Annotated in this window: 21 protein-coding genes and 1 pseudogene; 10 read left to right on the plus strand and 12 right to left on the minus strand. The window is 69.6% G+C overall.

Annotation, left to right across the window (positions count from 1 at the left end; all coding sequences use genetic code 11):
* Positions 1-144: 144 nt before the first annotated feature.
* From ACSHWB_RS04895 to mraZ, 4 genes are all read right to left on the minus strand, one after another.
* Positions 145-2,046, minus strand: a complete 1,902-nt coding sequence (locus tag ACSHWB_RS04895) for a peptidoglycan D,D-transpeptidase FtsI family protein (RefSeq protein WP_439660892.1) — start codon at positions 2,044-2,046, stop codon at positions 145-147.
* Positions 2,046-2,660: a hypothetical protein gene (locus ACSHWB_RS04900; protein ID WP_439660893.1), complete on the minus strand. Its 615-nt coding sequence runs from the start codon at positions 2,658-2,660 to the stop codon at positions 2,046-2,048. Before ACSHWB_RS04900 ends, ACSHWB_RS04895 begins: the two co-directional genes overlap by 1 nt.
* A complete protein-coding gene (gene rsmH / locus ACSHWB_RS04905) occupies positions 2,657-3,610 on the minus strand; it encodes a 16S rRNA (cytosine(1402)-N(4))-methyltransferase RsmH (RefSeq protein ID WP_439660894.1) in 954 nt (317 codons plus the stop codon). Before rsmH ends, ACSHWB_RS04900 begins: the two co-directional genes overlap by 4 nt.
* Positions 3,611-3,777: 167 nt before the next feature.
* Positions 3,778-4,209 carry a division/cell wall cluster transcriptional repressor MraZ gene (gene mraZ / locus ACSHWB_RS04910; protein ID WP_439660895.1) on the minus strand — a complete coding sequence of 144 codons (432 nt, stop codon included), beginning with the start codon at positions 4,207-4,209 and terminating at the stop codon, positions 3,778-3,780.
* Positions 4,210-4,675: 466 nt separating this feature from the next.
* Between mraZ and ACSHWB_RS04915 the strand changes: the two are divergent.
* From ACSHWB_RS04915 to ACSHWB_RS04930, 4 genes and pseudogenes are all read left to right on the plus strand, one after another.
* A pseudogene (locus ACSHWB_RS04915) lies at positions 4,676-4,996 on the plus strand (zinc ribbon domain-containing protein); the annotation flags it as partial.
* Positions 4,997-5,116: 120 nt separating this feature from the next.
* On the plus strand, positions 5,117-6,169 hold the full coding sequence (locus ACSHWB_RS04920) for an AAA family ATPase (protein WP_439660896.1): 1,053 nt from the start codon (positions 5,117-5,119) through the stop codon (positions 6,167-6,169).
* Between the two features lie 2 nt (positions 6,170-6,171).
* Positions 6,172-7,437 (plus strand): DUF58 domain-containing protein, encoded by a 1,266-nt coding sequence (locus tag ACSHWB_RS04925; RefSeq protein ID WP_439660897.1) that lies wholly within the window; start codon positions 6,172-6,174, stop codon positions 7,435-7,437.
* 1 nt (position 7,438) lies between these two features.
* Positions 7,439-9,961, plus strand: a complete 2,523-nt coding sequence (locus tag ACSHWB_RS04930; protein ID WP_439660898.1) for a transglutaminaseTgpA domain-containing protein — start codon at positions 7,439-7,441, stop codon at positions 9,959-9,961.
* 69 nt (positions 9,962-10,030) lie between these two features.
* Here the strand turns inward: ACSHWB_RS04930 and ACSHWB_RS04935 are convergent, their stop codons facing one another.
* Positions 10,031-10,426, minus strand: coding sequence for a DUF3040 domain-containing protein (locus ACSHWB_RS04935; RefSeq protein ID WP_093597478.1), 396 nt, complete (start codon positions 10,424-10,426; stop codon positions 10,031-10,033).
* A 281-nt stretch (positions 10,427-10,707) separates the two neighbouring features.
* Here ACSHWB_RS04935 and ACSHWB_RS04940 point away from each other — a divergent pair, with 281 nt between their 5' ends.
* Together ACSHWB_RS04940 and ACSHWB_RS04945 are read left to right on the plus strand one after the other, a co-directional pair.
* Positions 10,708-11,214 (plus strand): hypothetical protein, encoded by a 507-nt coding sequence (locus ACSHWB_RS04940; protein ID WP_439660899.1) that lies wholly within the window; start codon positions 10,708-10,710, stop codon positions 11,212-11,214.
* Positions 11,214-12,752 carry an alkaline phosphatase D family protein gene (locus tag ACSHWB_RS04945; protein ID WP_439660900.1) on the plus strand — a complete coding sequence of 513 codons (1,539 nt, stop codon included), beginning with the start codon at positions 11,214-11,216 and terminating at the stop codon, positions 12,750-12,752. Before ACSHWB_RS04940 ends, ACSHWB_RS04945 begins: the two co-directional genes overlap by 1 nt.
* A 163-nt stretch (positions 12,753-12,915) precedes the next feature.
* Here ACSHWB_RS04945 and ACSHWB_RS04950 read toward each other — a convergent pair whose 3' ends face one another.
* A complete protein-coding gene (locus ACSHWB_RS04950) occupies positions 12,916-16,074 on the minus strand; it encodes a S8 family serine peptidase (RefSeq protein WP_439660901.1) in 3,159 nt (1,052 codons plus the stop codon).
* Between the two features lie 267 nt (positions 16,075-16,341).
* Between ACSHWB_RS04950 and ACSHWB_RS04955 the strand changes: the two genes are divergently transcribed.
* From ACSHWB_RS04955 to ACSHWB_RS04965, 3 genes are all read left to right on the plus strand, one after another.
* Positions 16,342-17,847, plus strand: coding sequence for a M48 family metallopeptidase (locus ACSHWB_RS04955; RefSeq protein WP_439660902.1), 1,506 nt, complete (start codon positions 16,342-16,344; stop codon positions 17,845-17,847).
* 18 nt (positions 17,848-17,865) lie between these two features.
* On the plus strand, positions 17,866-18,966 hold the full coding sequence (locus ACSHWB_RS04960; RefSeq protein ID WP_439660903.1) for a DUF4034 domain-containing protein: 1,101 nt from the start codon (positions 17,866-17,868) through the stop codon (positions 18,964-18,966).
* An 89-nt stretch (positions 18,967-19,055) separates the two neighbouring features.
* The gene (locus ACSHWB_RS04965; RefSeq protein WP_439660904.1) at positions 19,056-19,526 is read left to right on the plus strand and encodes a GNAT family N-acetyltransferase; all 471 of its coding nucleotides are present in this window, start codon (positions 19,056-19,058) and stop codon (positions 19,524-19,526) included.
* 214 nt (positions 19,527-19,740) lie between these two features.
* Here the strand turns inward: ACSHWB_RS04965 and ACSHWB_RS04970 are convergent, their stop codons facing one another.
* From ACSHWB_RS04970 to ACSHWB_RS04980, 3 genes are all read right to left on the minus strand, one after another.
* A complete protein-coding gene (locus ACSHWB_RS04970; protein WP_439660905.1) occupies positions 19,741-20,400 on the minus strand; it encodes a hypothetical protein in 660 nt (219 codons plus the stop codon).
* A gap of 85 nt (positions 20,401-20,485) precedes the next feature.
* The gene (locus ACSHWB_RS04975) at positions 20,486-21,760 is read right to left on the minus strand and encodes a DNA polymerase IV (protein WP_439660906.1); all 1,275 of its coding nucleotides are present in this window, start codon (positions 21,758-21,760) and stop codon (positions 20,486-20,488) included.
* A 35-nt stretch (positions 21,761-21,795) separates the two neighbouring features.
* Complete coding sequence (locus tag ACSHWB_RS04980) at positions 21,796-22,893, minus strand: amidohydrolase family protein (protein WP_439660907.1); 1,098 nt, start codon at positions 22,891-22,893, stop codon at positions 21,796-21,798.
* A gap of 12 nt (positions 22,894-22,905) precedes the next feature.
* Here ACSHWB_RS04980 and ACSHWB_RS04985 point away from each other — a divergent pair, with 12 nt between their 5' ends.
* Complete coding sequence (locus ACSHWB_RS04985) at positions 22,906-24,216, plus strand: glutamine synthetase (RefSeq protein WP_439660908.1); 1,311 nt, start codon at positions 22,906-22,908, stop codon at positions 24,214-24,216.
* On the opposite strand, the gene shbA is transcribed toward ACSHWB_RS04985, so the two are convergent.
* The 3 genes from shbA to ACSHWB_RS05000 all read right to left on the minus strand — a co-directional run bounded on the left by shbA (position 24,197) and on the right by ACSHWB_RS05000 (position 26,269).
* Positions 24,197-24,688, minus strand: a complete 492-nt coding sequence (gene shbA, locus ACSHWB_RS04990; protein WP_439664519.1) for an RNA polymerase sigma factor ShbA — start codon at positions 24,686-24,688, stop codon at positions 24,197-24,199. The genes ACSHWB_RS04985 and shbA overlap by 20 nt on opposite strands.
* A 233-nt stretch (positions 24,689-24,921) precedes the next feature.
* A complete protein-coding gene (locus ACSHWB_RS04995; protein ID WP_439660909.1) occupies positions 24,922-25,599 on the minus strand; it encodes a sigma factor-like helix-turn-helix DNA-binding protein in 678 nt (225 codons plus the stop codon).
* Positions 25,600-25,702: 103 nt separating this feature from the next.
* Positions 25,703-26,269: a sigma-70 family RNA polymerase sigma factor gene (locus tag ACSHWB_RS05000; protein ID WP_439660910.1), complete on the minus strand. Its 567-nt coding sequence runs from the start codon at positions 26,267-26,269 to the stop codon at positions 25,703-25,705.
* Positions 26,270-26,276: the final 7 nt, after the last annotated feature.

Consider the following 26,276-nt stretch of genomic DNA (forward strand, 5'->3'; position numbering starts at 1 on the left):
TTCAGCTCTCCGGTTTCGGAGAATTAAACGTGATGAAATGCGTCTCAACACGAAGAAGTTTTCACAGTCAAAACAACGGAATCACGCCTGGGCGCACCCGTGCCTCTTGTGGATCCGGGGCGCGCCGCTCACAATGCGCGCCCCCTACAGCTGCAGCTGCACGAACGGCGTCTGCTCGGCCGACATCGGCACCTGGAACCGCTGGGTCAGGAACGTCGCGATGTCGTGGAACAGCGGCGCCGCCGACTGGGCCCCGCTCGGCGCGTCGAGCATGATGCCGACGACGTAGCGCGGGTTGTCGGCCGGGAGGATGCCCGCGAACGTGGTCCAGTACTGGCTCTGCGAGTAGCACTTGCAGGTCTGGTCGATCTGCTGCGCCGTGCCGGTCTTGCCCGCGATCTGGTAGCCGGGGATCGCGGCCGGCTTGCCCGTGCCGTTCTGGTTCGAGTCCCGCGGGTCGGACTGCGTGACCGAGCGGAACATCTGGCGGACGGTCTTCGCGGTCTCCGGCGACACCACGGTGATGCCGTCGGGACGCTGCTTCTCCGAACGCGCGCCGTCCTCGCCGATCTCGGCGCGGATCAGCCGCGGCGGGATGCGCACCCCGTCGTTGGCGATGGCCTGGTACATGGCGGTCATCTGCAGCAGCGTCATCGAGAGGCCCTGGCCGATCGGCAGGTTGCCGAAGGTCGAGCCCGACCACTGGTTGAGCGGCGGGACCTGGCCGGACTCCTCGGCCGGGACACCGGAGTTGGTGCGGCGGCCGAGTCCGAACTTCTGCAGCATCTCGGCGTAGCGCTCCTGGCCGACCTGCTGGGCGGCGAGCAGCGTGCCGACGTTGGACGACTTGGCGAACACGCCGGTGAACGACATCGGCACGGTGGGGTGGTTCCACGCGTCCTTGATGGTCCGGTCGGCGACCTTGATCGACCCCGGCACCTGCAGTACGTCGTCCGGCTTGAACAGGCCGTACTCGACGGCGGCCGCGGCCGTGACGATCTTGTTCACGGAGCCGGGCTCGAAGCTGTAGGCGACCGCGGTGTTGCGCTTCTGGTCCTCGGTGGCCTTGCCGAAGTCCGTCGGGTCGTACGTCTTGTCGTTGGCCATCGCGACGATCTCGCCGGTGCGGCTGTCCAGCACGACGGCGGAGGCGTTCTTGGCCTCGGTCTTCTTCGCGTAGTCGCTGACCATCTTCTGGACGGCGTACTGCGTGTCGATGTCGATCGTGAGCTCGAGGCTCTTGCCCGGCTGCGGCTTCACGAGCTCGCGCTCGGTGTTCGGGATGACGAGCGTGTCGTCGCCGGACATCGTGTCGACGACTCGGCGGCCCGTCCGGCCGGCCAGCACGTTGTCCTGGGCGTTCTCGAGACCGAGGATGCCCTGGACGGTCGGCGGCTTCTCCTCCTGGCGCCAGTTCGCGGCGCCGATGATGTTCGACGCCAGATCGCCGTTGGGGTAGATGCGCTTGGAGCGGTACTCCGAGCCGATCTCCGCCGGGTACTTCTCGACGATCTTCGAGGCCTTGGCCGGCTCGGCCTCACTGACCAGGACCTCGTAGCTGATGTCCTTCACCAGCTGCCGGTAGACGGTCTCCTCGTCGGTCTTCTCCCCGTTGACCTCGGGTCCCAGCGTCGACGACATGAACTTCGCCATCTCGCGCGCGTGGTCCTCGTAGGTCCCCGGGTACTTCTCCGCGTCCTTCGCGTGGGCGTCGTCCCAGTTCTTACGCGCGCGCTGCGGAAGGATGTAGAGCGCGCGCACCTCGATGGAGAACGCGAGCTGGTTGCCGTTGCGGTCGAGGATCGACCCGCGTTCGGCGGGGATGTCGATGGGCGTCGTGCGCTGCTTCTGCGCCTGCTGCGAGAGCTCCTCCGCCTGCAGGCCCTGCACCTGCACGAGCTTGATGCCCGCGATCACCAGCGCACCGATCAGCAGCACGCGGCCGACGCCGATGCGCAGCCTGCTGTTGCCACCCAGGCGCGCGGCCGGGCGGGAGCCGCGCACGGACAACGGACGGCGCGGCGCCCTCTGCTGCGGACCGGGCATCAGCCACCCGCCGGAGGCGTCTGGCCCTCACCGGCGGGCGGCTGCTGACCTGCCGGAGGAGTCTGACCGGCCGGCGGGGTCTGACCCGCGGGAGGTGCGGGAGTCTCGGGGGACGGCGGGGGCGGAGGCGTCGACTTGGTCGGCGCGCTCGGCTTGCCGAACTCCTCGATCGAGCCGTCCGGGTTCTGCCGCAGCCGCGCCGGGTTCGTCGGCGCGACCAGGCCCATCTCCCCCGCGCGGCGCGCGAGGTCGGTCGGCGACTCGAGCAGCGCCACCTCGCGGCGCAGCTGCTCCATCTGCAACGTCAGCTTCTCGGCCTCGGCCCGCGCCACCTGCAGCCGGTAGGTGTCGGCGGCGGCCTGGGTGGAGAAGTACATGATCCCGGCGACGCCCGCGCCGAGCACGAGCATCACCAGCACGACGAAGGGAGCCTTGGACACGACCTTCTGCTGCGGGCTCGCGGAGCCGTTGCGCAGGTTCGAGGCGCGCTGGGCCCGCCGCGCGTACGCACGCTCGGCCCCCGCGGTCCGCCGCCGCGCCTTGTCCTTCTGCTCGGACTTCTCCTTCGAGGGATCGCGGGGCGACGGCCCACCGACCCGTGCGGGTGCCGTCATCGTGGTTCTCCGATCCGCTCCGCCGCCCGCAGACGCACCGGCGCCGCACGCGGGTTGTCCTCTACTTCCTGCTCGTTCGCGAGCTCCGCGCCCCTGGTGAGCAGCTTGATCTCAGGTCCGTGACCAGGCAGCTCGACCGGCAGGCCCGGCGGCGTCTTCGACTTCGCCAGCTCGGCGAGCGCCTGCTTCACCATCCGGTCCTCGAGGGACTGGTAGGACTCCACGACGATCCGCCCGCCGACGCGCAGCACGCCGAGAGCGGCCGGCAACGCCAGCCGCAACGACTCCAGCTCGCCGTTGACCTCGATCCGCAACGCCTGGAACGTGCGCTTCGCCGGATGCCCGCCCGTGCGCCGCGAAGCAGCGGGCACCGTGGCGTAGAGCAGCTCGACGAGACGGCCGCTGTTGGTGAACGGCTCCTTCTCGCGTTCCCGCAGCACCGCGGACGCGATCTTGCCCGCGAACCGCTCCTCGCCGTAGGTCGAGAGGATCCGCGCGAGGTCGCCGTGCGCGTACGTGTTCAGCACGTCCGCCGCCGTCATGCCGGTGCCCTTGGACATCCGCATGTCGAGCGGCGCGTCCTTCGAGTACGCGAACCCGCGCTCCTCCTCGTCCAGCTGCAACGAGGACACGCCGAGGTCCATCAGCACACCGTCCACGTGCGAGTAGCCGAGGTCTTCCACGGCTTCGTCGATGTGGTCGTAGGTGACGTTGACGAGATGAACGCGGTCACCGTGGTGAGCGAGACGCTTGCCGGCCATCTCGATGGCCTGCGGGTCGCGGTCGAGCCCGATGAGCGTGAGCTCGGGGTGGGCGCTCAACAGCGCGTCGGAGTGGCCACCCATGCCGAGCGTCGTGTCGACGACGACAGCGGGCTTGCCGGACAGCGCTGGAGCGAAGAGTTCCAGGACGCGATCCAGCAGCACCGGAACGTGCCGCGGCTGATCCATCGTCCCTCTACTCCCCTGATGCGCGTTTCGGGTGACGTCAGGTCCCCGCCCGCCCGTCGAACCTGGCGCCGGGGAAGGTGCGCCAGGGCCGATTCTCGAGCGGACCGAGGCCTCACGGCACCCGAATCGCGTGTGGAACATCCGGCCTGTTGCTCGGCTGACCGCCATCAGAAGACGCCCGGAATGACCTCCTCGCGAGCGGTGGCGTAGCCGTCCTCGTGCTCGTCGAGATAGGTCTGCCAGGCCGCCGCGTCCCAGATCTCCATCCTGGTGAACGCGCCGACGACCACGCACTCCTTGGTCAGCCCGGCATACCGGCGCAGTTCCGGTGCGATCAGGACGCGGCCCTGACCGTCCGGACGCTGCTCGTCCGTACCTGCGAACAAATAGCGCTGATAGGCGCGCACGGCGTCGTTGGTGAACGGCGCCTCGGCGACTTTCCTCGCCATCTGCTCGAACTCAGCCCGGGGGAACACGTACAGGCAGTGGTCCTGGCCCTTGGTGACCATGAGACCTCCCGCCAGTTCGTCCCGGAACTTCGCAGGCAGTGTCAGCCGACCTTTGTCGTCCAGGCGCGGGTAGTGAGTGCCGAGGAACACGGCATCCACCTCCCTTGCCGGGCGACGCGACCGGCAGTGGAGCCCCCGTCTGCCCCACCGGCCGCCACAGTACCCCACTTTTCACCACAGTCAACGTTGAAACAGGTGCTCACACAGCATGTCGCAACCTATTTGCCCAGGTAGACGCCGTGGGGCGGGGTGGGGGGACGGTGGGGGAGCTGGTCAGTCACCACCTTCGCGGGTGAGGGTTCAGGCCGGATTTAGCACTCGAACGGCCTAGAAATTTCCGCCAAAACCGGGAGTTGCGGCGAGATGGTGGGGGAAGGTGGAAGGGGGTGGAGCGAACCCGGTGTGGCCCGCAGGTACGAGGGCTGCCGGACACGGATCGACGCGAGTGAAGGCAGATCGGGCATGGGTGTTCGTGGGCTGCGGGCTGGGACCGCCGGTGTCGCCCGCTACCGTGATGACGAAATGGTCACGGTGATCCAGGCCTACCTCGAAGACCTGCTCGGACTGCGGTGCGGTGAAAACCAGACTGCCGCTGCGTGTCCGGGTGTTCCACTGCGACGAGTGCGGCTTCGTGCTCGATCGCGACGTCAATGCCGCCCGCAACCTCGTCGCGCTCGTCAACGAGGCAGCAGGCAGCACGTCCGCGGCGAGTTGCGCCGGGACGACGACCAAGCCGGCCGGAAACCCACGTCAGACTCACGCAGTGTGGGCAGCGGGTACTGCCGCGGGAAGACCCGGCCACGGCCGGGCCAACGCCACACCGCAAGGTGACGGCTACCGAGCGGAGCGGCCCGATGTTCACTCACGCCTCAGGTAACGGAAGGTGGACACTGGTGGCAGTCGCCGCAGCCGGTAACTAACGGCGCTTAGCCAAGGTTTGACACACTGCGTGAAACGCTCACACGTCCGTGTTCCGGACACGGCTGCTGGAGGTTTAGTGACGCCGGGAAGCCCAAGCGCGAACAGTCACGCGCCGGTCGATCAAGTTCTGGGAGAGCTGCACGGCGCCGTTCAGCGGATCGCCGCCAACGTCGAGCGGGTGCTCGTCGGTAAACCAGACGTGGTCCGCCTCGCGCTCGTGACGCTGCTCGCCGAGGGGCACCTGCTGGTCGAGGACGTGCCGGGTGTCGGCAAGACCTCGCTGGCGAAAGCGCTTGCCCGTTCCATCGACTGCACCGTGAGCCGAGTGCAGTTCACGCCCGACCTGTTGCCGAGCGACATCACCGGCTCCTCCATCTACAACCGGCAGGAGAACGACTTCGAGTTCCGGCCCGGTCCGATCTTCGCGAACATCGTCGTCGGCGACGAGATCAACCGCGCCTCCCCCAAGACGCAGTCCGCGCTGCTGGAGTGCATGGAGGAACACCAGGTCACGGTCGACGGCAACACGTACCCGCTGGGTTCGCCGTTCATGGTGATCGCGACGCAGAACCCGATCGAGATGGAGGGCACCTACGCCCTTCCGGAGGCGCAGCGCGACAGGTTCACGGCGCGCGTGTCGATCGGGTACCCGGACCCGCAGGCCGAGCTGGCGATGGTCGACGAGCACGCGGGCCACAACCCGCTCGACGACCTGCGGCCCGTCTCGGACGCCGCTCAGATCCTGCGGCTGGTCGAGGCGGTGCGCCGGGTGCACCTCTCGCCCGAGGTCCGTCGTTACGCCGTCGAGCTGGTCTCGGCGACGCGCCGGCTGCCTGAGCTGCGGCTCGGTGCCTCGCCGCGGTCCACGCTGCACCTCGTCCGCGCCGCTCGCGCGCAGGCCGCACTGGCCGGCCGCGACTTCGTGGTGCCGGACGACATCCACGCGATCGCGATCCCGGTGCTGGCCCACCGCCTCGTGATGACCGCGGAGGCGCAGGCCGCCCGCCGCTCCCCCGCCGACCTGATCAGGGCGCTGTTGCAGCGGGTGCCGGTGCCGACAGCGGCACTCGACCCGAGCGCGGCGTTCGTCCGCAGCATGAACAACAACAACGCAGGGACGCCACGCTAACGATGCGCACCGCACTCTCCGGTCTGACCACACGCGGAAGATGCTTGCTGGCCGCGGGGTTCGCCGCCGGAGTGTGCGCCGCTGTGCTGAACGAACGCGACCTGCTGCGGGTCGCCGCTTTCGTGATCGCGCTGCCGCTGCTGGCCGCGTGGCTCGCTACGAGGGCTCGGGTGGGGTTGCACGCCGCCCGGTACCTCGCGCCGAGCCGGGTGCCGGTCGGGGCGGCCTCCGAGGTCAAGCTCGACCTGCGCAGCACCGGCCGGCTGCCGACGGGCGGGCTGATGCTCGAGGACACCGTCCCGTACGCCCTGGGCGCGCGGCCGCGGTTCCTGGTGGAGCGGCTGCCCCGCAACACGCCGACGTCGTTGCGCTACCCGCTCAAGCCGGTGATGCGCGGCATCCAGCAGGTCGGTCCGCTGATGGCGCGGATCACCGACCCGTTCGGCCTCGCCGAGTTCGACCGCGAGCTCGCGGGCCGGTCGCGGCTGGTCGTGGTGCCGCGCGTCGTGCGGCTGTCGGGTCTGCCCAGCGGGTCCGGCATGGGCGCGGGCGACGACGGCTCGGTGCGGCTGCGGGCCGGTCAGGGCGAGGACGACGCGGTCGTGCGGCCGTACCGTCAAGGCGATGACCTGCGGAAGGTCCACTGGCGGTCCACCGCCCGGCGCGACGAGCTGATGGTGCGTGTCGAGGAACGTCCGTGGCGCGGCGGCACGACCGTGCTGCTGGACCACCGGGTGTACGCGCACCGCGGCAGCGGGCCCACGGCGTCACTGGAGTGGGCGATCTCGTTCGCGGCGTCGATCTGCCTGCACCTGCACCACTTCGGTCACCAGGTGCGTCTGGTCTCCGAGGACGGGCGGGTGCTCGCGGGCGGGTCGTCCGACGGCGGGCACAGCGACCACGTGGTGCTGGACTCGCTCGCGGCGTTGCAGGGCTCGCACCGCCGTGAGCTGAGCGGCGGGACGGACCCCGGCGCTGGCCAGGAGGTCATCGCGGTGCTCGGCGGCCTCTCGCCGGCGTCGGCGGAGGAGCTGATCCGTTACCGGCCGCGCGGCACGCGCAGCCTGGCCGTGTTGCTGGACGTGAACGCGTGGGCGGGCGGGACCGACACCTCGGCGCCCGAGCCAGAGGACGCGCGGCGGTTGCTGAACGGCGCGGGCTGGGGCGTGGCGATCGCGAAGCCGTCCGCCTCGATGCAGCAGGTGTGGCAGGAGTTGTGCGCCTCGGCGGGCAACCGTGGTTCGTCGATCCGCTCGGAGGTGGGCTGAGATGGGGTCCCGTTCCGCTCCCGCCAAGGGTGCCGAACCCGAGTGGTTCACCTCGGCGACGCCGTGGATCGCGGCGCTGGCCGTGCTCTGCGCGTCGACCGCGCTGTCCGGTGTGATCGAGGGTGATCTGTGGCTGGTGCGCATCGGCGTGGTGATCGTCGCGATCACCGTGACCGGCGCGTTCCTGCGGGCGACCAGGCTGACTCCGCCGCTGGTCGCGATCGCCCAGGTGTTCGTGCTGTTGTGCCTGCTCACGGCGTTGCACACGCGGTCGGGCATCTTCCTGTTCATCCCCGGCCCCGACGCGCTGGGCGAGCTCGGCGACGTGCTCGCGGAGTCGGTGTCGCAGGTGCAGACCGGGGTGCCCCCGGTGCACGCGTCGCCGGCGATCCAGGCGCTCGTGGTGCTGGCGATCGGCCTGGTCGCGGTGCTGGTCGACACGCTGGCCGTGGCCGCGGCGGCCCCGGCGGCGTCCGGTCTGGTGCTGCTGTGCGTGTTCGCGGTGCCCGCGTCGCTGGCCGACGAGATGCTGCCGTTCTGGACGTTCATCCTGGGCGCGGCGGCGTTCGCGATGCTGCTCGCGGTCGACGGCCAGCACCGGCACGAGGCCTGGCGCGGCCGGCTCGGTTCCGGGTCGGCGAGCGGGTCCGGCGGGTCCGCGACCTCGGTGGCGGCGATCGCGATGGTGATCGCGCTGGTGGTCGGCGCGGGCTTCACGCTCGTCGGCACGGTCGGCAGGCTGCCCGGCAGCGGTGGCGGCGGTGGCGGCAAGGGCGGCATCGGGCTGAGCGAGATGACGTCGTTGCGCGGCATGCTCAACCGCGGCCAGACCGCCGAGGTGTTCTACGTGCGGGGTCTGTCGGAGACGAGCTACATGCGGGCGTCCACGCTCGCCCAGTACATCCCGAACAAGGGCTGGGACCGCGGCAACCCTCCCGGTGGCCAGCCGGCGAACGGTGACCTGCCGTTGCAGGCGGGCGACCCCGGCGGTGGCAAGACCACCCGGATCAAGATCGAGCCGCGCGACTGGCGGAGCTTCTGGCTGCCGACCTACGGCTCCGTCCGCCGGATCGAGACCCCGGACGACAACTACCGGTTCGACGCGACGAAGGGTGTCATCTTCACCCAGCAGGAACGCGAGCCGGACCCGTACGAGATCGAGACGGTGCTGTCGACGCCGACCAAGCAGGAACTGCGGCTCTCGCGGATCCTGCCGAACTCGGTCGACGGGGAGTACTACAAGGTCAACGGCGTCGAGCAGGAGGTGGTCGACCTCGCGAAGAAGATCGTGGAGGGCACCACCAACGACTTCGACAAGGCCGCGAAGCTGACCGAGTTCTTCAACGGCCCCACCAGCGACTTCGTCTACGACCTCAAGACGCAGGGCGACGTCACCCGCGACGCGCTGACCGACTTCGTGATGCGGAGCAAGGTCGGCTACTGCGAGCAGTTCGCCTCCGCGATGGCCGTGATGGCGCGCCTGGTGGGCCTGCCGTCGCGCGTGGCGATCGGCTTCACCGCCGGGTACGCCTCCGCCGACAACGCGTACCGGGTGATCAGCACCGAGGACGCACACGCGTGGGTCGAGATCTTCTTCCCGAACTACGGCTGGATGACGTTCGACCCGACCCCTGTCTCCAACGGCCGCGGCATCGTGCCGCCGTACCTGCGCGAGACCGCGCCGGGTCAGGAGGAGCAGCCGACGGCCAACACGCAGACCGAGTCGGCGGCCCCGTCCGCGAGCGGGTCGGCCCAGTCGTCGGCCTCGCCCGACGGGGACGACGGCACCGGCACGGTCGGGGACGCCACGCCGCAGGACACGTCGAAGGACTGGGTCCCGTGGGCGCTGCTCGCCGTCCTGATCATCGCGGTGCTGTTCCAGGTCTTCCGCGGTTCCAGCTTCGCCAATGCAGATGCTCCTGACGACGAGCCGGACTGGAACGGGCCCAAGCGGGACGGGCCGAAGCGGAACGGGCCTCTAACGGTCGTGAGACGGTGGAGCGGGTCCATCTCGATGGTGCTGTGGGCCGTGGTGCTGCTGCTCGCGGTGGCCTGGCTGTCGTACATCCTCATGGCCGTCGTGCTGGTGCTGCTCCTGGTGGCCACACCCGCGGCAGTCCGGGCGCTGCGACGGCGTGGCCGGTTGCGGGAGGTCTCCGCGCTCGGGCCCAAGGCGGCGTCGGCGGCCTGGAGCGAGCTCATGGCCGAGTCGATCGACCGCGGCGCGCCCGTGCCGACCGCCGAGACGATCAGGCTCGCCGCCCGCAGGTTGGCGCGGGAGCACAACCTCGACGACGCGGGCAAGGACGGGCTGCGGCAGGTGATCGGGGCGATCGAGCGGTCCTGGTACAGCTCGAACCCGGCGGCCGACCCGGCGTTGCCCGGAGCGCTGGCCGCGGTGCGGCAGTCGTTGCGGCTGAACGCCCCGCTGTCGTTGCGGGCGAAGCTGTTCCCGAAGTCGGTGCTGAAGCCGACGCCGGCACCGGTGGCCGAGACGCCCGACCGCGAGCCCGTGCCGGTGTAGGTGCGTGACATGACGAAGGGCCCGCTCCCCTCGGGGGGCGGGCCCTTCGCGTAGCGGCTCTCGGTGGTTCTACTGCTCTTCGTCGAAGCGGCGGCGGAAGCGCTCTTCCATCCGTTCGGAGAACGAGCTGCGGCTGCGCGCGGGCTTGCCGTCCTCCTGCGCTCCCTCGGCGACCTGGTCACCGCGACGCAGTGTCGTCAGGGTGATGAGCACACCGAAGAACATGAGCAGGAAGCCGAAGACGCTCACCACGGGAATGCTGGCGATCGCGAGCTGCGGGAGCATCACGCCGGTGATGAGCGCGGCCACGCCGACCACGAACAACACGATGCCCTGCACGCGGCGTCGCTTGGACGGCCGCCGCAACTTGGCGCCCCGTACGGTAGATGCGAACTTCGGGTCCTCGGCGTAGAGCGCGCGCTCGATCTGGTCGAGCAGTCGCTGCTCGTGCTCGGAGAGTGGCATCGTTCCTCCTCCGGCACAGCGGTCGCGGGCGCCGGGTGTTTTCGGTTTCCGCCGAACCCGGCGGACGACCCACCCTGGGGACGTCACCCTCCAGGATACGATCCGCGCGCCCCGGCGACTACCCAGTCGGCCCTCTCATACGGTCTGATCTGTCACCATCATCCTCCTGGGGCAGTGGTGAGGCCTTCGTGAGGCACTGTCCAGGCCCTCGTGGCCTGCCGTTCACGCCGCGTTCGGCCCCGTGATCCGTCCGGGACAGCCCCGCTTGCTCGGATCAGTCCATGAGCGAACTCATCGTCAACGGCGCCGCCGAGCAGGGCCTGACCGGCTGGCTCGTCGTCGCGGGCGCCCCTGTCGTGCTGCGGTACGACACGGGCCAGGGGTATCCGGGACCCGGTGATCCCGGTCCGGCGCAGCGCGGTTCGTCGTTCTTCGGCGGCGGCGACACGCCACTGAGCACGCTGCGACAGAGCGTGACGCTGCCGCGGAGGTCGTCTCAGTTCGCGGTGTCGGCGTGGCTCGGCGGTTACGCCGCGCAGCAGGACGGCGCCCGGCTGTCCGTGGAGTTCCTCGACGCCGGCGGCACACCGCGCGGTCTCGTGGTGCTCGGCCCGGTGACGGCGGAGGAGCGCTCCAGCCGCACGGGCCTGGTCGAACGTTCCGCCAGGGGCACCGTCCCGCCGGGGAGCAGGACCGCGGTCGTGACGCTGCAGATGACCCGATCCGGTGGTGGCACGTCGAACGACGGCTACGCCGACAACATCTCGTTCACGGTCGGAGGCCGCTGATGCTGAACCGACGTGATCTCCTGCGCGCCGCTGCCGCCGCCGGTGCTCTCGGCACCGTGTGGCCGCTCTCGGCCGGCCTGTCTCCCGTGGAGGCCCACGCGGCCGCGCTCGACCTCGGCGCCTCGTGGGACCCCGCGCCGTTCACCCTGGGCGTCGGCTCCGGGGACCCGTTGCCCGACAGCGTGATCCTGTGGACGCGACTGGCTCCCGAACCGCTGGCGTTCGAGCAGCCGCTGCCCGAGATCGTCGAGGTCGAGTGGTCGGTCGCGCTGGACCGCACGATGCGTTCGTGTGTGGCGAGCGGGACCGTCGCCGCGTCGAACCTGTTGGGGCACAGCGTGCACGTGCCCGTGCACGGCCTGCGTCCCGGCCGCACCTACTACTACCGGTTCTCCGCGCTCGGCAAGCGTTCCCGCGTCGGCCGCACCCGCACGGCACCTGTCGGCCCTGTGTCGAAGGTGCGGTTCGCGACGGCGAACTGCCAGGCGTTCCACGACGGCTTCTACGCGGCCCATCGCGGGATCGCCGCCGAGAACCTGGATTTCGTCGTGCACCTGGGCGACTACATCTACGAACACGGCCAGGTCGGCGGCACGCACGTGCGTGACCACGAGGGCCCGGCGGTGCTGTCCCTTGCGGACTACCGGCGCCGCCACGCCCTGTACAAGGGCGACCCGTCCCTGCGCGACGCCCACGCCGCCCACCCGTTCTACCTCACCTGGGACGACCACGAGGTGGCCAACGACTACAGCGGCACCGAGGGCTCCGCGCCGTTCGTCAAGCGCCGCGCCGCCGCCTACCAGGCCTGGTACGAGCACCTGCCGATCCGCTCTGGGAGCGCTCTCGAACCGCAGATCCACCGCCGCCGCCAGTGGGGGTCCCTGGTCGACCTGACCGTGCTGGACCTGCGGCAGTTCCGGTCCGCGCAGAACCTGCCCGGTGGCACGATCCTGGGCGCAGACCAGAAGAAGTGGCTGCTGGACGGCATTTCCGGCGCCCGCGAGGCGTGGCAGGTGTGGATCAACTCGATCATGCTGTCGCAGCTCGCCCGCACCGGCGGCGGCTACTACTTCACCGACCAGTGGGACGGCTTCCTGGCGGAGCGCCGCGAAGTGCTCGGCCACGTCGCGGCGGAGGGCATGAAGGACCTCGTGGTGCTGACCGGCGACTGGCACTCGGCGTTCGTGGACGACATCCGGCCGGACTTCGACGACCTCTCGTCGCCGGTGATCGGCACGGAGTTCACCGCGCACTCGGTCACGTCCGGGGCCTACTCGCCGGAGTGGAACGCGATGAACGGGCCGGTGATGGGGGCGGCGAACCCGCACCTGAAGTACTTCGAGGGCAACAGGTACGGCTACGACGTGTACGAGGTCACGCCGGAGCGGTTCACCACGCACATGAGGGTGATCGGGGACCGGCGGGACGCTTCGTCGCCGGTGTCGACGCTGACCACGTTCCACGTCGACCGGGGGAAGGCCGGGAGTTACGAGGACCCGGCGACGGTCGGATCGCCGGCGCAGTACCGGCGCCCGTGACCGACGAAAAGTGTCAGACCCGCTGAGTAAGCTCGGATTCGGGGGCTCCCGGGCCCTGTGAGGCCGGAGGGTGGATCCCCCGAATCCGATGCTAGTCAGCGGGTCTGACAGTCCTGTTCGTTCAGTTGTGGTCGGTCAGACCTGTTCGTTCGGTTGTGGCCCGTCAGCTCGCGATCTTGTAGGCGCGGATGATCGTCACCTCGCCGGTGTTGCCCGCCGCGTCCGTCGTCTTGGCGCGCAGCGAGGCGAACTCGGCGTTCTTCGGGTGCTGCACGATCGCCTTGTCCCCGGCGACCTGCACCTGCTTCCAGGTCGCGCCGTCGTCGAACGACACCTCGACGGTGACGCGCTTGACCTTCGGCGTGTTCTGCGCCTGCTCCACCTTCAGCGGGACGAGCTGCACACGGCCGTGGGCGGTGTCCTTGTCGTCGAGCTTGGGCAGGAAGCGGACCACCGTGAGCGGCAGGTGCGTGATCTCGTTGGTGTGCTTGGACTTGAAGGTCCAGGCGCCGCTCACCTTCTTCGACAGCTCCGCGTCGCGGCTGTGCTCCATCTCGGCCTTGAAGGTGCCCTCCGCGGCCGGGACGTCGAAGATCGCGCTGGGCCGGTCGGACTCGCCGAGCTTGGTGCCGTTGTGGGACAACGAGGTCTTCGCCGTGCCACCGTTGACCCTGCCCGCGCCGCCGTTGCTGTCGGTGAAGAGCGGCACCCTCACGGCGATCTGGTCCTCGAGCCTCGCCAGGCCGAAACCGGGCGCCGACGGGACGGACGGGCCGAGGATCGCGGCACCGAACGTCTGCGAGTACTTCTTGCCTCCCTTGAAGGAACGCGTGGGCGTCTCGGTCGAGTACTCGTTGTTGTTGTCCGGCCCGACCCGGTCGTAGATCCAGCTCCACTTGCCGGTGACGGTCGAGACGTGGTCGATCGCGCGGCCGCCCTCCGGTACCCGGGTGAACCAGCCGAAGCCGCCGCTGCCGTCGACCGGGTTCGGCATCACCGCGATGCCGTGCTGACGGCCCTCACCGGCGTTGCGGAAGCTCGTCGTCATCTCGGCGAGCTCGGTCGGCTTGGCGGTGCGCTCGTAGCCGGTCGGCATGCTGTTCTCGGTGTACATCAGGCGATAGCTGACCGGGGTCTTCTCGTCGCGTGGTGTGCCCTGGAACTGCTCGGCGATCGTCACGGAGAAGCCCGGCGCGGCCTGCCCGATCTGCGCGGTGAACACCTGGCCCGCCAGGCCGTCGAAGAACGCCCAGCCGTGGCCGAAGGTGCTGCCCGCGATCTGGGTGGAGTAGCCGATCGTGCCGATCATGCCCTTGGCTGCGGCGTCCGGGGTCCTGAGCGCGACCGGCTTCGCGTTGCGCGCGTCGATCGTGATCGACCCCTTGCCCGCCACCTGGAACTTCGGCTGCACCTGGAACACGACCTTGAAGTCCGGGGTGATGATCCCGCTGTCCACGAGGTACTCGCCCTTGGGCAGGCGGGCGTTCTTGCCCGTGCCCGGATAGGTCTTGCCGGTCTTGGTGTTGACGAAGACCGTGCTGTGCATCTCGGCCGGGTTGCCGTCGGGGCCGAGCACCGAGACCGCGGTGTCGTAGCTCTCGACCTCGCGGTTGACGCTGACGAGCGTGCGCAGGCCGTTCGACGCGGCGATCGCGCCGCTGTAGGCACCGTCCGGTGCGCTCACCCTGGTGTCAGCGGTGATCGTGGCCTTCGCCTCGCCGCCGGCGGGCACGGTGACCTTCGCCGGGGACACGGAGAACAGGCCCGCGGGCGCGGGCTTGCCGTCCGGGCCCTTGACGTCCGCGCTCAGGTCGAGCGTGACGGCCTCCGTACCGGGGTTGCGGTAGGTGATCTCGCGGACGACCTTCTGGTCGTCGTCGTGCGGCCACTGCTGCAACCCGAAGTTGATGTTCGCCGGATCGGCGATCACCTGCTGTGCCAGCATCTTCGGCACGTCGACCCGCCCGGCGCCCTGGTCGAACGCCGTCAGCGACGGGTTCGCCTTGGCCGACGCCATGATGGTCGCCTTGAGCCGGGTGCCGGTCCAGTCCGGGTGCTGCTGCTTGAGCAGCGCGACGACGCCCGCGACGTGCGGCGTGGCCATCGACGTGCCGGACATCGAGACGTGGCCCTGCGTACCGGCCTCAGCCGCCACGATGTCGACACCGGGCGCGGTGACGTCCGGCTTCACCGCACCGTCCGCGGCGGGGCCACGGCTGGAGAACGACGCGATGCCGTCGTTGCGGTCCACCGCACCGACCGTCAGCGCGGACTCGGCGCTACCGGGCGAGCCGATCGTCTCCGGCCGGCCGGAGTTGCCCGCCGCGATGACGAACAGCGCGCCGGTCTCCCGCGAGATCCGGTTGACGGCCTCCTCGATCGGGTCGATCTCCGGGGTGTCACCTCCTCCCAGACTCATGTTGATGACACTGGCGCCCTGCTCGGCCGCCCACTGCATGCCGCCGAGGATCGCCGACTCGCTGCAGCCGCCCGGCTGGCAGACCTTGCCGTCGAGGATCTCGGCGTCCGGCGCGACACCGCGGTACTGCTCGCCCTTGCTGGCGATGGTCGACGCGACGTGCGTGCCGTGCCCGACCTCGTCGGTGTTGTCCGGCGACTCGGTGAAGTTCTTCTCCGCGACCTGCTTGCCCTGCAGGTCCGGGTGCTTCTCGTCGACACCCGTGTCGAGCACCGCGACCTTCACGCCCTTGCCCGTGACACCGGCCTGCCACGCCGCCGGCGCACCGATCTGCTTGGTGCTGCGGTCGAGCGACACCTTGCGGACGCCGTCGAGCCACACCTTCTCCACCGCGCCGCCGCGCAGCGACTCCCAGGCGCTGCCCGACTTCTCGACCGCGCCGACCACCAGGCCGTTGACCGACCCCTTCGCCGTCAGCGCCGTGATGCCCGATCGTGCGCCCGCCGCCGGTCGCACGATCACAGGAACGGTGCCACGTCGCGAGTCGTCGTAGCCGAACTCGGCCAGCGACGTCACGTCGAACAACCGCGGGTCGAGCTTTCCGTTGTCCACCAACGCGACCGCGTCCGCGGGCACGACGTGCCGATGCCCGTCCCGCGTGAACGTGCGCACCGGGATCCTGCCCCGGCCGGGACCCGGCACGACCCGCACGACGCGGTCACCGGCCAGCTCCACCCGGTCACCGGTGATCAGCGTGACGCTGTGGTCCCCCTGCCCCGCCGACTGCTCGTCCGCGTGCGCGACGGCCGCCGTCCCCGTGATCGTGCCCGCGGTGACGAGGCCTGCCGACAGCGCGAGCGCGGTGATCCCCCGACGGGCACCTCGCTGTCCTGCTGCTCTCACTGAGTACCTCCAGTGCTCGATGAGGTGTTGCGTCAGTGACCGTAGGGACACCGAGCGTCACCCACCTCCGTCTGAAGGTCGGAGCTGCACGTGCGGATGTCATCCCGCAGAGGTACGCGGACTGGCCGATCGGCTGGTTGACACACCGCCGGTCGTTTCGGGCCAGCCTTCTTTCGGGATTGAGTCGTGACGATGGTTTCGTGCACACTTCGTGCTGTCGTCATCTGGGGGCGACGCCGGGGGTTTTGGGGGAAGGTCGCTCTACTCATGCGTGTTTCGCTGCGCGCTGCCATCTCGGTGGCGCTGCTCGTCGGTTTCTACGTCCTCGCTCTCGGGTTGGTCGGCGGCCTGCTCGCGCTGGAGACATTCGCTCTGATCGAGCGGCCGTTCGTCGGCGTGAAGCTGGCGCTGTTCGTCGTGCCGGTCGTGTACGCGGTGATCAGGGGCCTGATCTCGCTGGAGCGCCGCACCCAGGACGAGGTGCCGGGCATCCTCGTCACGCCCGAGGAGCAGCCCGCGCTCTGGGACCTCGTCCGCCGTCTGGCCGCCGACGCCGGCACCCGCCCGCCGGACGAGATCCGGATCCTCGCCGCGGTGAACGCCGGTGTCGCCGAGGACACCCGTTTCCTGGGACTGCGCGTGCTCCGGCGCAGGATGTTCATCGGTGCACCTCTGCTCACCTCCTTGACCGAGAAGCAACTCATCGCCGTGCTCGCCCACGAGCTCGGGCACTACGCCAACAAGGACACGCGCCTCGCCGGCATCGTCGTCTCCGGCCGTGACGCCATGCTGCGCGCCGGTTCCCACATGAACACCGAGCAGTGGTTCCAGCGCATGATCGCCAAGCTGTTCCGCGGCTACGCCAAGCTGTACCTCCGCGTCTCCCAGGCGATCAGCCGGCGCCAGGAACTCGTCGCCGACCGCTTCGCCGCCACCCTGACCGGCTCGTCCGCCGCCGCGTCCGCACTGCGCGAACTGCCGGTGATCGACGCCGCGTGGGACCTCTTCACCCACCGCCACCTGACCGTCGCGTGGGAGCTCGGCTACCTCCCCACGACGTTCTTCGACGGCTTCGCCCGCCTGCGCACCTCCCCGGAACTCCACGCGGAGCTGGAGGAGATCCGCCAGCACCCGCACGACCCGGACCGCGGCCCGTACGACTCGCACCCGCCGCTGCGGGACCGCATCGCCGCGATCGAGGCACTGGACCTCGACCCCGCGACGGGCTGGGGCGACCGCCCGGCACTGGAACTGCTCGCCGACCCGATGCCGCTGCTCGACGCCGCCGTCCTCAACACGCTCGTGTCCGACGCCGCCTCGAAGGAACGCGTCGACTGGGCCACGCTCGGCCACATCGGCGCCAGAGCCCGCGTGGTCCGAGGCACCGAACGACTGCTCGAGGCGTCCGCGACGGCGATGAACCAACCACCGTCGCTCACCACCGTGCTCGACGCACTGGACGCCGGCCACCTCATCGGCCTCGGCACTCACGTGCCTGGCAACAGGGACGCAGGCGCCCGAGCCCGCCGCGAGATGGCCCGCGGCGAGGTGCTGCCGGAGCTGTCCGCGTTGGTGGCACTGGCCTTCTCCGACGCGGGCCTGGCCCGCTGGGAGCTCGACTGGCTGGGACGAACCACGTTCGTCACCTCCTCTCACGACTTCGACATGGCCGAACACCTGGACGCCGCGGTCGCCGACCACGGCAACACCGAGGGCCTGCGCGCCGCGCTCGCCGGAGCCGGTGTGGCCCCCGACTACCGCCCCGCGCACTGAACGTTCAGGAGAAACCCCGTGGTGCTCTCACTTCTCTTCAAGCCCAAGGAACTCATCACCGTCATCCGCCTCATGCGCGAGGCGAAGCGGCTGGGCGTCGAGATCGACGAACTCCCTTCCGACGTGGTGGCTTCCTTCGTGCTGCCGAAGACCCACCCCGAGCGCTACGGCCTGGTCCCCGACGCCGACGTGACGACCACCTCGCCGATCGAGGACCTGGCCCTGGCCGCCGTGAAGGACGACGTCCGCGCCGGCAACTGGGAGAACGCCGCCGACCTCGTCACCTCGACCCACGGCGACTGGGACCGCCGCCAGCGCGTGATCTGGGCCCTCGCCGACCTCGCCGCGAAGGACGACGCCTGGATGGACGCCTGGCAGGCCGCCCGTCCCGGCGACCCGCACTGGATCGTCGTGCACGCGATGTCGTTGGTGGCCCTGGCTTGGGACATCCGGGGCAGCGCCACGTCTTCCGAGACCACCCGCGAACAGTTCGAGGGCTTTCACCGCGTCCTGTTCGAGGCTCGCGAGGCCGCTGCGATCGCCGCCTCCGTGCTGCCCGATGACCCGACTCCTTGGGGCACGATGCTGACGCTCGCCCGTGGGTTGCAGGTGGAGCATGACGAGTTCCGCGCGATCTGGGCGGAGCTGGTGTCGCGGGATCCCTTGCATCACAACGGGCATGCGCAGGCTCTGCAGTACTGGTGTCGCAAGTGGCACGGGTCTGATGAAGAGGCTTTGGCGTTTGCGGTGGAGGCTGCCGGGAAGTCGCCCAAGTTCCTGGCTATGCCGTTGCGTGCTGCTTATGAGGCTGAGGGCACCTCGCCTGACGTCTGGAAGTCGCCTGAGGTTGTGGGTGCGCTGGATGCGCTGCTGGCCCGGCTCGTGGATGAGGGGGCCGACACCTATGCGGTTCGGGAGGATCGTGGGTACGCGGTCTACGCATTGCTTGAGCTGCAACGGTTTGAGGAGGCTGTGGGGCAGTTCCGGGCTTTGGGGGCGTTGGCTGATGCCGGGCCTTGGGACTACTTCGCCGAGCCTCGGTTGAAGTTTTTGAGTTTGCGCGGGGTTGCGGTCAAGGCTGCGGCCAAGGGCAAGGGGATCAAGGCGCCGGTGCGGTAGGGGTGTCCTGTGGGAGTTCCTAACCCAGGAACTCGGCTTCGGCATGACCATCAACCGGACAACGAGGAACTTCCCAGAAGGATCAAGTCATGACGTCTCCACACTCGGTGTTGGTACGAGAGGCCGGTGAGCACGACACCGCAGCGCTGGCGACGTTGCGGCGGGAATGGTCGGAGGAGCAGGCGGGCCATCCGCTTGATGACGATGACTTCGAGGAGTGCTTCGCCCAGTGGTATGCCGCCCAGGCGCCACGCCGGGCGGCGTTCGTGGCCGAGATCGATGGCGAGGCTGTGGGCATGGTGAACCTCGCCGTGTTCGAGCGGATGCCCAAACCAGGTCGGCCGGCAAGCCGATGGGCCTACCTGGGCAACGCGTTCGTGCTTGCCGCTCACCGCAATCGCGGCGTCGGCACGGTGCTGCTCGACGCGGCCGTCGCGCACGCACGTGCTCGCAGCTGCGCTCGTATTGTCTTGTCTCCCAGTGAACGCTCGGTGCGCTTCTACGAGCGGGCCGGCTTTGGTCCGGCCACGATGCTCCTCGCCCAGGTCCTCGACAGCTGACCGTGCCACGCCGGAACTCACCATCGGTCACATCCACCCTTTGTGGTGGGCAACGCGGCTGGACCGTGTTGTGGGGCAGGGTTGCCGGCTTGGCGCGGTGAAGCCGCCGGCGAGGTTGTCGGGCTAGTGCGCGGGCGGGCCACGGGTGCTGACACACGTGGCCACGAGCGCGATGCAGCCGCTCGGCGGACTCGGACGCCTCGTGGGCGGACGGTCAGCCGACGGGTAGCGGGGTTCGGGCTTGCGGGATGGGTGGTGTGCGGCGGTCCATCACGGCCAGCTCCAGCTGGCGGGCCGGGGAGTCGCCCAGGAGTTTGCGGGCCAGGGTGGTGCCCTTGCGCGGGGCCATGGCCAGTTCGGCTCGCAGGGCCTGGACGCCCACGTAGTGCGTCACCTCGTCGAGGATGGCTTTGGTGTCCGGGATCGAGTGGGTTCTGCGGATGGCGTCCACCGCTGCTCGTTCCAGCGGGGCCACGTGGAAGCCCCGGCGCAGGGCCGGTTTGGGGAGGCGGTCCGTTCGTTCCAGGCGCAGGGTGGCGTGGCCCCAGGCTTTGGAGTGGCGTGGGGCCAGCACGTGGATCGCGTCTGCTGTGGGCAGGACTGATCTCATGCCGTGGAGGTAGAGGGCGTCGGCCGCGGTCAGCATCGCGCCCTCACCCGCGTAGAGGAGGGCTGCCTGCACGAGCTGTTCTCGGGAGGGGCCCGCTCTGGAGAGCAGGAAGATGCTCGGGAACAGGCGCTGCCAGGGGCCGCCCGGGCGGGAGCGCTGGTCGATCAGGGACGACGACAGTCCTATGTGGAGCAGGGCTGCCACCGGGGCTACTCGGTGGACGAAGAGGGTGCCCAGGGCTTCCAGGTCGATGGGGTGGCGCATGGGTCAATGGTGGGCCCGGGGATGGGGTGGGGATCCGGGGGCCGGGGGATCTGTGGACAACTTCCGGGTTGTGGACAGGTTGCGATCACTCGGGCTTCGGTTCGAACTCCGCTGTCCTTTCTGGACTTTCGCGGAGCAGGGAGGCCGGGCGGACGGCTAGCGAGCCGAAGCGGGAACGGGCCTGGTCAGCGGCTTGTTCGGCTTCGCGCCAGCCTCGTTCTGGGGCGTCGAAGATCAGTTGCTGGGCGGAGTCGGCGTTGTCAAGTCCCTCTATTCGGACGCCGATCAGGCGGACCGCGCCGGGTGGGGTCTGGGTGTCCAGCAGTTCGGTCGCGACGCGGTAGACCTCCTGGGTCACGTCGGTCGCCACCGGGAGGGTGCGGGAGCGGGTGATCGTCGTGAAGTCGGAGAAGCGGACCTTGATCGACACGGTTCGGCCGTGCAAGCCCTTGGCGCGCAACGAACCCGTTGAGCGTTCCGACAGGCGCAGCAGTTCGCGGCGAAGCACTTGGCGGTCGGTGACGTCCACCTCGAAGGTCTCCTCGGCGCCGATCGACTTCTCGCGCGACACCGGCACCACCGCGCGGTCGTCGACTCCGGCGGCCAGCGCGTACAGGTGTTCCGCCAGCGCCACACCCACCTTGCGGCGCAGGCGCGGGAGGGGCATCGCGGCCACGTCGGCGACGGTGTCCAGGCCCAGTTCCTCCAGGCGCGCGGCGGTTTTCGCGCCCACGCCCCACAACGCCGACACCGGCAGCGGGTGCAGGAACTCCAAAGACGCGGAGTGCGGCACGACCATCATTCCGTCGGGCTTGCACATGCCCGAGGCGAGCTTGGCGAGGAACTTCGTCGACGCGACACCTACGGAGCAGCTCACGCCGTGGTCGGCGAACACGCGGGACCTGATCAGCTCCCCCACTCCGCCCGGCGTCATGCCCAGCCGGCGCAGCGCGCCGCCGACGTCGAGGAACGCCTCGTCCAACGACAAGGGCTCCACCAGCGGCGTGATGTCGCGGAAGATCGCCATGACCCCGCGCGAGACCTCCTGATAGAGGTCGAACTGCGGCGGCAGGTACACGGCATGAGGTGCCAGCCGGCGGGCATGCGCGGTGGGCATCGCGGAGCGCACGCCGTACTCACGCGCGAGGTAGTTCGCGGAGCACACGACACCACGCCCACCGATCCCGCCGACGACGACGGGCACGGACTCGAGTTCGGGACGTTCACGGATCTCCACCGACGCGTAGAAGGCGTCCATGTCGACGTGCAGCATCCGGCAGCCCGTGTCGTCAGGCCAGACTCCGTCACGCGCACGGAACCGGTCGACCAGGCCGCGTGGCAGGTTCGCACTGCGACCCATGAACACCCCTCTCGAACGTCAGTTCGATGGAAATCCTACAGTTTGTACACGCGCGCCGCGTTCTCCGACGCGATGAGCCGTGCGATCCGATGCGCGTCGTCCTCCACAAACGCATCACGGCGCAACCCATCGGCCAGGAAGTCCGATAAGGCCTGCCGGAACAGCAACGCGCCGAGGTAGTACAGCTCAGGCAGCGCGAACGCGTCGGACGAGAACAGGAACTTCCCGTACGGCACGATCTCCAACGCCTCGGCGAACACGCGCGACGCCTGGTGCCCCAGCCCGTGCGTCGCCAGCCCGAGGTCGCAGAACACGTGCGGGAACACCTGCGCGAGATACCCGGCCTGCCGGTGGAACGGGTAGTTGTGCAGCAGCAACACCGGCACGCCCAGCCCCGCCGTCGCCCGCAGGAACGGCGTCAGCAACGACGGGTCGCACCGGTGCAGGTCGATGTCCGAGTCGCCGTAGCCCACGTGGAACTGCAACGGCAGCCCGGCGTCCAACGCCTCCCAGGCCAGCCAGGTGATCACCACGGGGTCCTCCAGCCGCCCCGGCGACCACGCCGCGACCGCCCGCTCCACGTCCGCGTCGGAAGGCCGTTCACCCGAGAGACCCAGCCCGATCCGGTACGCCGCGACCGACTTCGCCCCCACCGCCGACGACGACGCGAGCCTCGCCCGAACGGCGGGAACGAACTCCGCGGCGGACACGGCAGGCCGCACCGACTCCGCCAGCACCTCCAGCCGCACGATCTCGTGCGCGACACCCCCGCCCAGCCCGGCCAGGTCTGTCGCCGGCAACAGCCGCTCCGGCTGGAACCCGCCGTCCACCAGGAACGTGTGGATCCCGGACGCCATCAGGAACGTCCGCGACACCTCGGCGATGTGCAGCGAGTTCCGCCGTTCGAGGTACTCGTCGGCGGACGCGTGCCGGGGCAGGTCCAGCAGCGGGGCGCACCACCGCCTCACCGCGAACCCCACCGCCGAGTCGAAGAACGACCCACCGAGCGGAGAGACCGCATCGGCCTCCAACAACAACGACTCGAACTCAGGGCGCGTGCTGTCGACCCGCAGCACACCGTGGCAGTGGTGGTCGATCAGTCCGAGTTCGGCGACGAACGGCAAGATGCCCATAACCTTAGGATCGTGGACTCTGCGGAACGGGACCAGCGGTTCGAGCGGGCAACGGAGCTCTTCGACGGGCTCAACGCACGGGACGTGAGCGTCGTGGCGCTCACCTGGGTCGACAACAGCGGCATCACCCGCACCAAGTCCGTCCCCCTGCGCAGACTGGCCCACGCGGCGGCGCACGGCGTGGGCGCGTCACCGGTGTTCGACGTCTTCCTGTTCGACGACTGGATCATCCAGGGCCGGTACGCCGGCGGTCCGGTCGGCGACCTGCGCCTGCACCCCGACCTCAGCCGCCTCACGGTGCTCGCGGGCCAGCCGGGCTGGGCCTGGGCGCCCGCCGACCGCCACTTCCAGAGCGGCGTCCCCTACCCGATGGACCAGCGCCTGCAGGCTCGCAAAGCACAACAGAACCTCGCCGCCCGAGGCCTCACCGCCAAGGCCGGCTTCGAGGTCGAGTGGTGCGTCGGCAAGCAGAACACCGACGACTGGGTCCCCGCGACCAGCGGTTCCGCGTACGGCCACGCCCGCCAGGTCGAGCTGTCCGACTACTGCGTCGACCTCCTCAACGCCCTGGACCAGCAGGACGTCGAGGTCCTCCAGTTCCACCCCGAGTACGCCGCCGGCCAGTTCGAGGTCTCCACGGCACCGGAGGACCCGATCAACGCCGCGGACACCGCCGTGCTCGTCAGGGAGACCGTCCGCGCCGTGACGATCCGGCACGGCATGCGTCCGTCGTTCTCCCCCAAGGTCGTCAACGGCGGCGTCGGCAACGGCGGCCACCTGCACCTGAGCCTCTGGCGCGACGGCACGAACCTCTTCGACGGCTTCCAGGACGAGGCCAGGCAGTTCAGCGCTGGCGTCCTGAACCACCTCCGCGCGTTGTGCGCGGTCGGCTGTCCCTCTCTCGCGAGCTACCTCAGGCTCGTGCCGAACACGTGGGCCGCACCGTTCGTGGCATGGGGCGAGGAGAACCGCGAGACGGCACTGCGCCTGATCAAGGACAACCTCGAGATCAAGTGCTTCGACCTGACCGCGAACCCGTACCTCGTCGTCGCGGGTGTGATCGCGGCCGGTCTGGACGGCATCGCGACCGAGGCCGCGCTGCCGGAGGGCCTCAACGTCGACCCCGCACTGCTCGGCGACGTCCAGCGCCTGCCCACGTCGCTCAGGGAAGCCGTCGAGGAGTTCGAGAAGGACGCCGTGCTGACCGAGGCGTTCGGCCAGGAACTGGCGGGCACGCTCGCCGACGTGCGGCGCGGCGAGATGGAGCGGTACAAGGACGCGAGCCCTCAGGGGATCGCCAACGTCACTCGCTGGCGCTACTGAGCTCCTTGCGCAGCCGCGACAACGCCCGGTGCTGGGCCACCCGCACCGCGCCGGGCGTCGAACCGACCGCCTCGGCCGTCTCCTCCGCCGACAACCCCACCATCACGCGCAGCACGACGATCTCGCGCTGCTTCTCGGGCAGCACCCGCAACAGCGTCGCCATCTGTTCCGAGAGTTCCCCCTGCATCGCCCGCTGTTCGGGTCCCGCCGCCGTGTCCATCGACTCCGGCAGTTCGGGCACGGCCTCGGCCTTGTTGCGCGAGAAGCTGCGGAACGAGTCCGCCACCTTGTGCGCGGCGATCCCGTAGACGAACGCCAGGAACGGACGCCCCTGGTCGCGGTAGGACGGCAACGAGGTCAGCACGGCCAGGCACACGTCCTGCGCCACGTCGTCCGCCGACGCGAAGGAGCCAACGCGCGCGCGGCAGTACCGCACGATCAACGGCCTGATGGTGCCGAGCAGCCGTTCGATGGCGGCGCGATCACCGGCGACAGCGCGCGCAACGTGCTCGTCGGCAGCCTGTGGGCGACCCGAGTAGTAGGAGGGCGCCGGCGGGTCGACCGGCTCCTTGGCGCCACCGGCGGTCCGCTCGACCAACGCGTCGAGGGTCCCCCTCGACGCGGAGACCGGCCCACCGACGGAAGAGCCCTGGATGGCTTCCGCGGGCACCTTGCGGTGCAGGCCGGGTGTGAACTCCACGCAGATCACCGTTCCTCTTCTGGACGCCGGCGCACCGCGAGACGCGCCCGCCGGATCCGTCCTTCGACCGCGCGCGGGGTGAGTCGCATCAACTCACCGATCTCCGCATGCGAGTAGCCCTGGTCATGAAGGAAGAGCAACCGCTTGCCGTCCTCGCTCAGCGTCGCGAACGCGGCGTTGGCCGCCGCCTGTTCGATGACCGCGTCCTCGGGCGTCGCCTCGGTGACGACGTGTTCGAGCGAGGCCACGCTTTCCACGAGCCGAACGTCCTGCCAGCCGTGCGCATGCGTCTGCCAGCGCCGGTACACGTTCGGGAACGCGAGCACGCACGCGTTGACGAAGTACTCCTCCAACGGGAGTCCGTGCTCCACCGACCACTCACGGCCGAGCAGACCCCGTTCCCGGAAGTAGACGTACCCGTCGTACACCGCGTCGCTCGCCAGCTCCTCGGCCACCTGCGGCGAGATCTCCTGCCTGTGCAGGTAGCGGCCCTGCTGCCCGCAGCGGGAGAACATGGCACCGGATCGCACGAGTTTCGTAACGATCGTGAGGCCGCGCCCGAGAAGCTGACGGTGGAACTGGTCCCAGCGAGCCCCGGTAAGCCCTGACTCACGGAAGTGCTGAACCAGCACCCCGTCCATGCGCAGCCGCTCGGCGGCAAGCGCTGAGTCCGAACTTCCCATGCCCCCTGGTCCTTATGTCGGCGTCTTCCTGCCCTCTAGGTATGTCGTTTGGGTGCGTTCACCCCACGCACTTGCCACTACTCGTAACAAACGCAAACGAATGTCACCCGATCGGGACAGCTAATGACTCGATTTCCTTGCGGAGGCGACCGATCGCGCGGTGCTGGGCGACACGAACCGCCCCCGGCGTCGACCCCACCGCCTCCGCGGTCTCCTCCGCGGACAGGCCCACCACGACGCGCAGCACGAGAATCTCGCGCTGCTTGTCCGGCAGGACGTGAAGCAGCCTCCCCAGCGTTCCGTTCAGCTCGTCCTGGAGGACGAACTCCTCCGGTCCGGCGCCGCGCACGACGTCATCGGGCACCTCGGCGACCGGCTCCGCACGGTTACGAGCCATAGCCCGATGCGCGTCGGCGACCTTGTGCGCGGCGATGCCGTAGACGAACGCGAGGAACGGCCGGCCCTGCTCCCGATACTTCGGAAGGGCCGTCAGCACGGCCAGGCAGACCTCCTGCGCAACGTCGTCCGCGGTTGTCGCGGAACGACCGACTCGCGCGCGACAGTACTTCACCACCAGCGGTCGCAGGTAGCGAAGTAGCTGGTCAGTGGCCCTGCGCTCGCCTTGCACGGCCAGGCTGACCAGTTCCGCGGATAAAGCCGAACTCTCCATCCGAAGC

Origin of the sequence: Lentzea sp. HUAS TT2, from assembly GCF_051853195.1 — a bacterium.
Taxonomy (GTDB): Bacteria; Actinomycetota; Actinomycetes; order Mycobacteriales; family Pseudonocardiaceae; genus Lentzea.

What these genes read in the sequence shown, in the direction of transcription:
- ACSHWB_RS04980 (WP_439660907.1), bottom strand. Translation starts at nt 22,893, where the DNA reads ATGGGCATCTTGCCGTTCGTCGCCGAACTCGGACTGATCGACCACCAC.
- ACSHWB_RS04995 (WP_439660909.1), bottom strand. Translation starts at nt 25,599, where the DNA reads ATGGGAAGTTCGGACTCAGCGCTTGCCGCCGAGCGGCTGCGCATGGAC.
- ACSHWB_RS04900 (WP_439660893.1), bottom strand. Translation starts at nt 2,660, where the DNA reads ATGACGGCACCCGCACGGGTCGGTGGGCCGTCGCCCCGCGATCCCTCG.
- ACSHWB_RS04965 (WP_439660904.1), top strand. Translation starts at nt 19,056, where the DNA reads ATGACGTCTCCACACTCGGTGTTGGTACGAGAGGCCGGTGAGCACGAC.
- ACSHWB_RS04940 (WP_439660899.1), top strand. Translation starts at nt 10,708, where the DNA reads ATGAGCGAACTCATCGTCAACGGCGCCGCCGAGCAGGGCCTGACCGGC.
- ACSHWB_RS04955 (WP_439660902.1), top strand. Translation starts at nt 16,342, where the DNA reads ATGCGTGTTTCGCTGCGCGCTGCCATCTCGGTGGCGCTGCTCGTCGGT.
- ACSHWB_RS05000 (WP_439660910.1), bottom strand. Translation starts at nt 26,269, where the DNA reads ATGGAGAGTTCGGCTTTATCCGCGGAACTGGTCAGCCTGGCCGTGCAA.
- rsmH (WP_439660894.1), bottom strand. Translation starts at nt 3,610, where the DNA reads ATGGATCAGCCGCGGCACGTTCCGGTGCTGCTGGATCGCGTCCTGGAA.
- ACSHWB_RS04945 (WP_439660900.1), top strand. Translation starts at nt 11,214, where the DNA reads ATGCTGAACCGACGTGATCTCCTGCGCGCCGCTGCCGCCGCCGGTGCT.
- ACSHWB_RS04975 (WP_439660906.1), bottom strand. Translation starts at nt 21,760, where the DNA reads ATGGGTCGCAGTGCGAACCTGCCACGCGGCCTGGTCGACCGGTTCCGT.
- ACSHWB_RS04930 (WP_439660898.1), top strand. Translation starts at nt 7,439, where the DNA reads ATGGGGTCCCGTTCCGCTCCCGCCAAGGGTGCCGAACCCGAGTGGTTC.
- ACSHWB_RS04895 (WP_439660892.1), bottom strand. Translation starts at nt 2,046, where the DNA reads ATGCCCGGTCCGCAGCAGAGGGCGCCGCGCCGTCCGTTGTCCGTGCGC.
- ACSHWB_RS04925 (WP_439660897.1), top strand. Translation starts at nt 6,172, where the DNA reads ATGCGCACCGCACTCTCCGGTCTGACCACACGCGGAAGATGCTTGCTG.
- ACSHWB_RS04935 (WP_093597478.1), bottom strand. Translation starts at nt 10,426, where the DNA reads ATGCCACTCTCCGAGCACGAGCAGCGACTGCTCGACCAGATCGAGCGC.
- ACSHWB_RS04970 (WP_439660905.1), bottom strand. Translation starts at nt 20,400, where the DNA reads ATGCGCCACCCCATCGACCTGGAAGCCCTGGGCACCCTCTTCGTCCAC.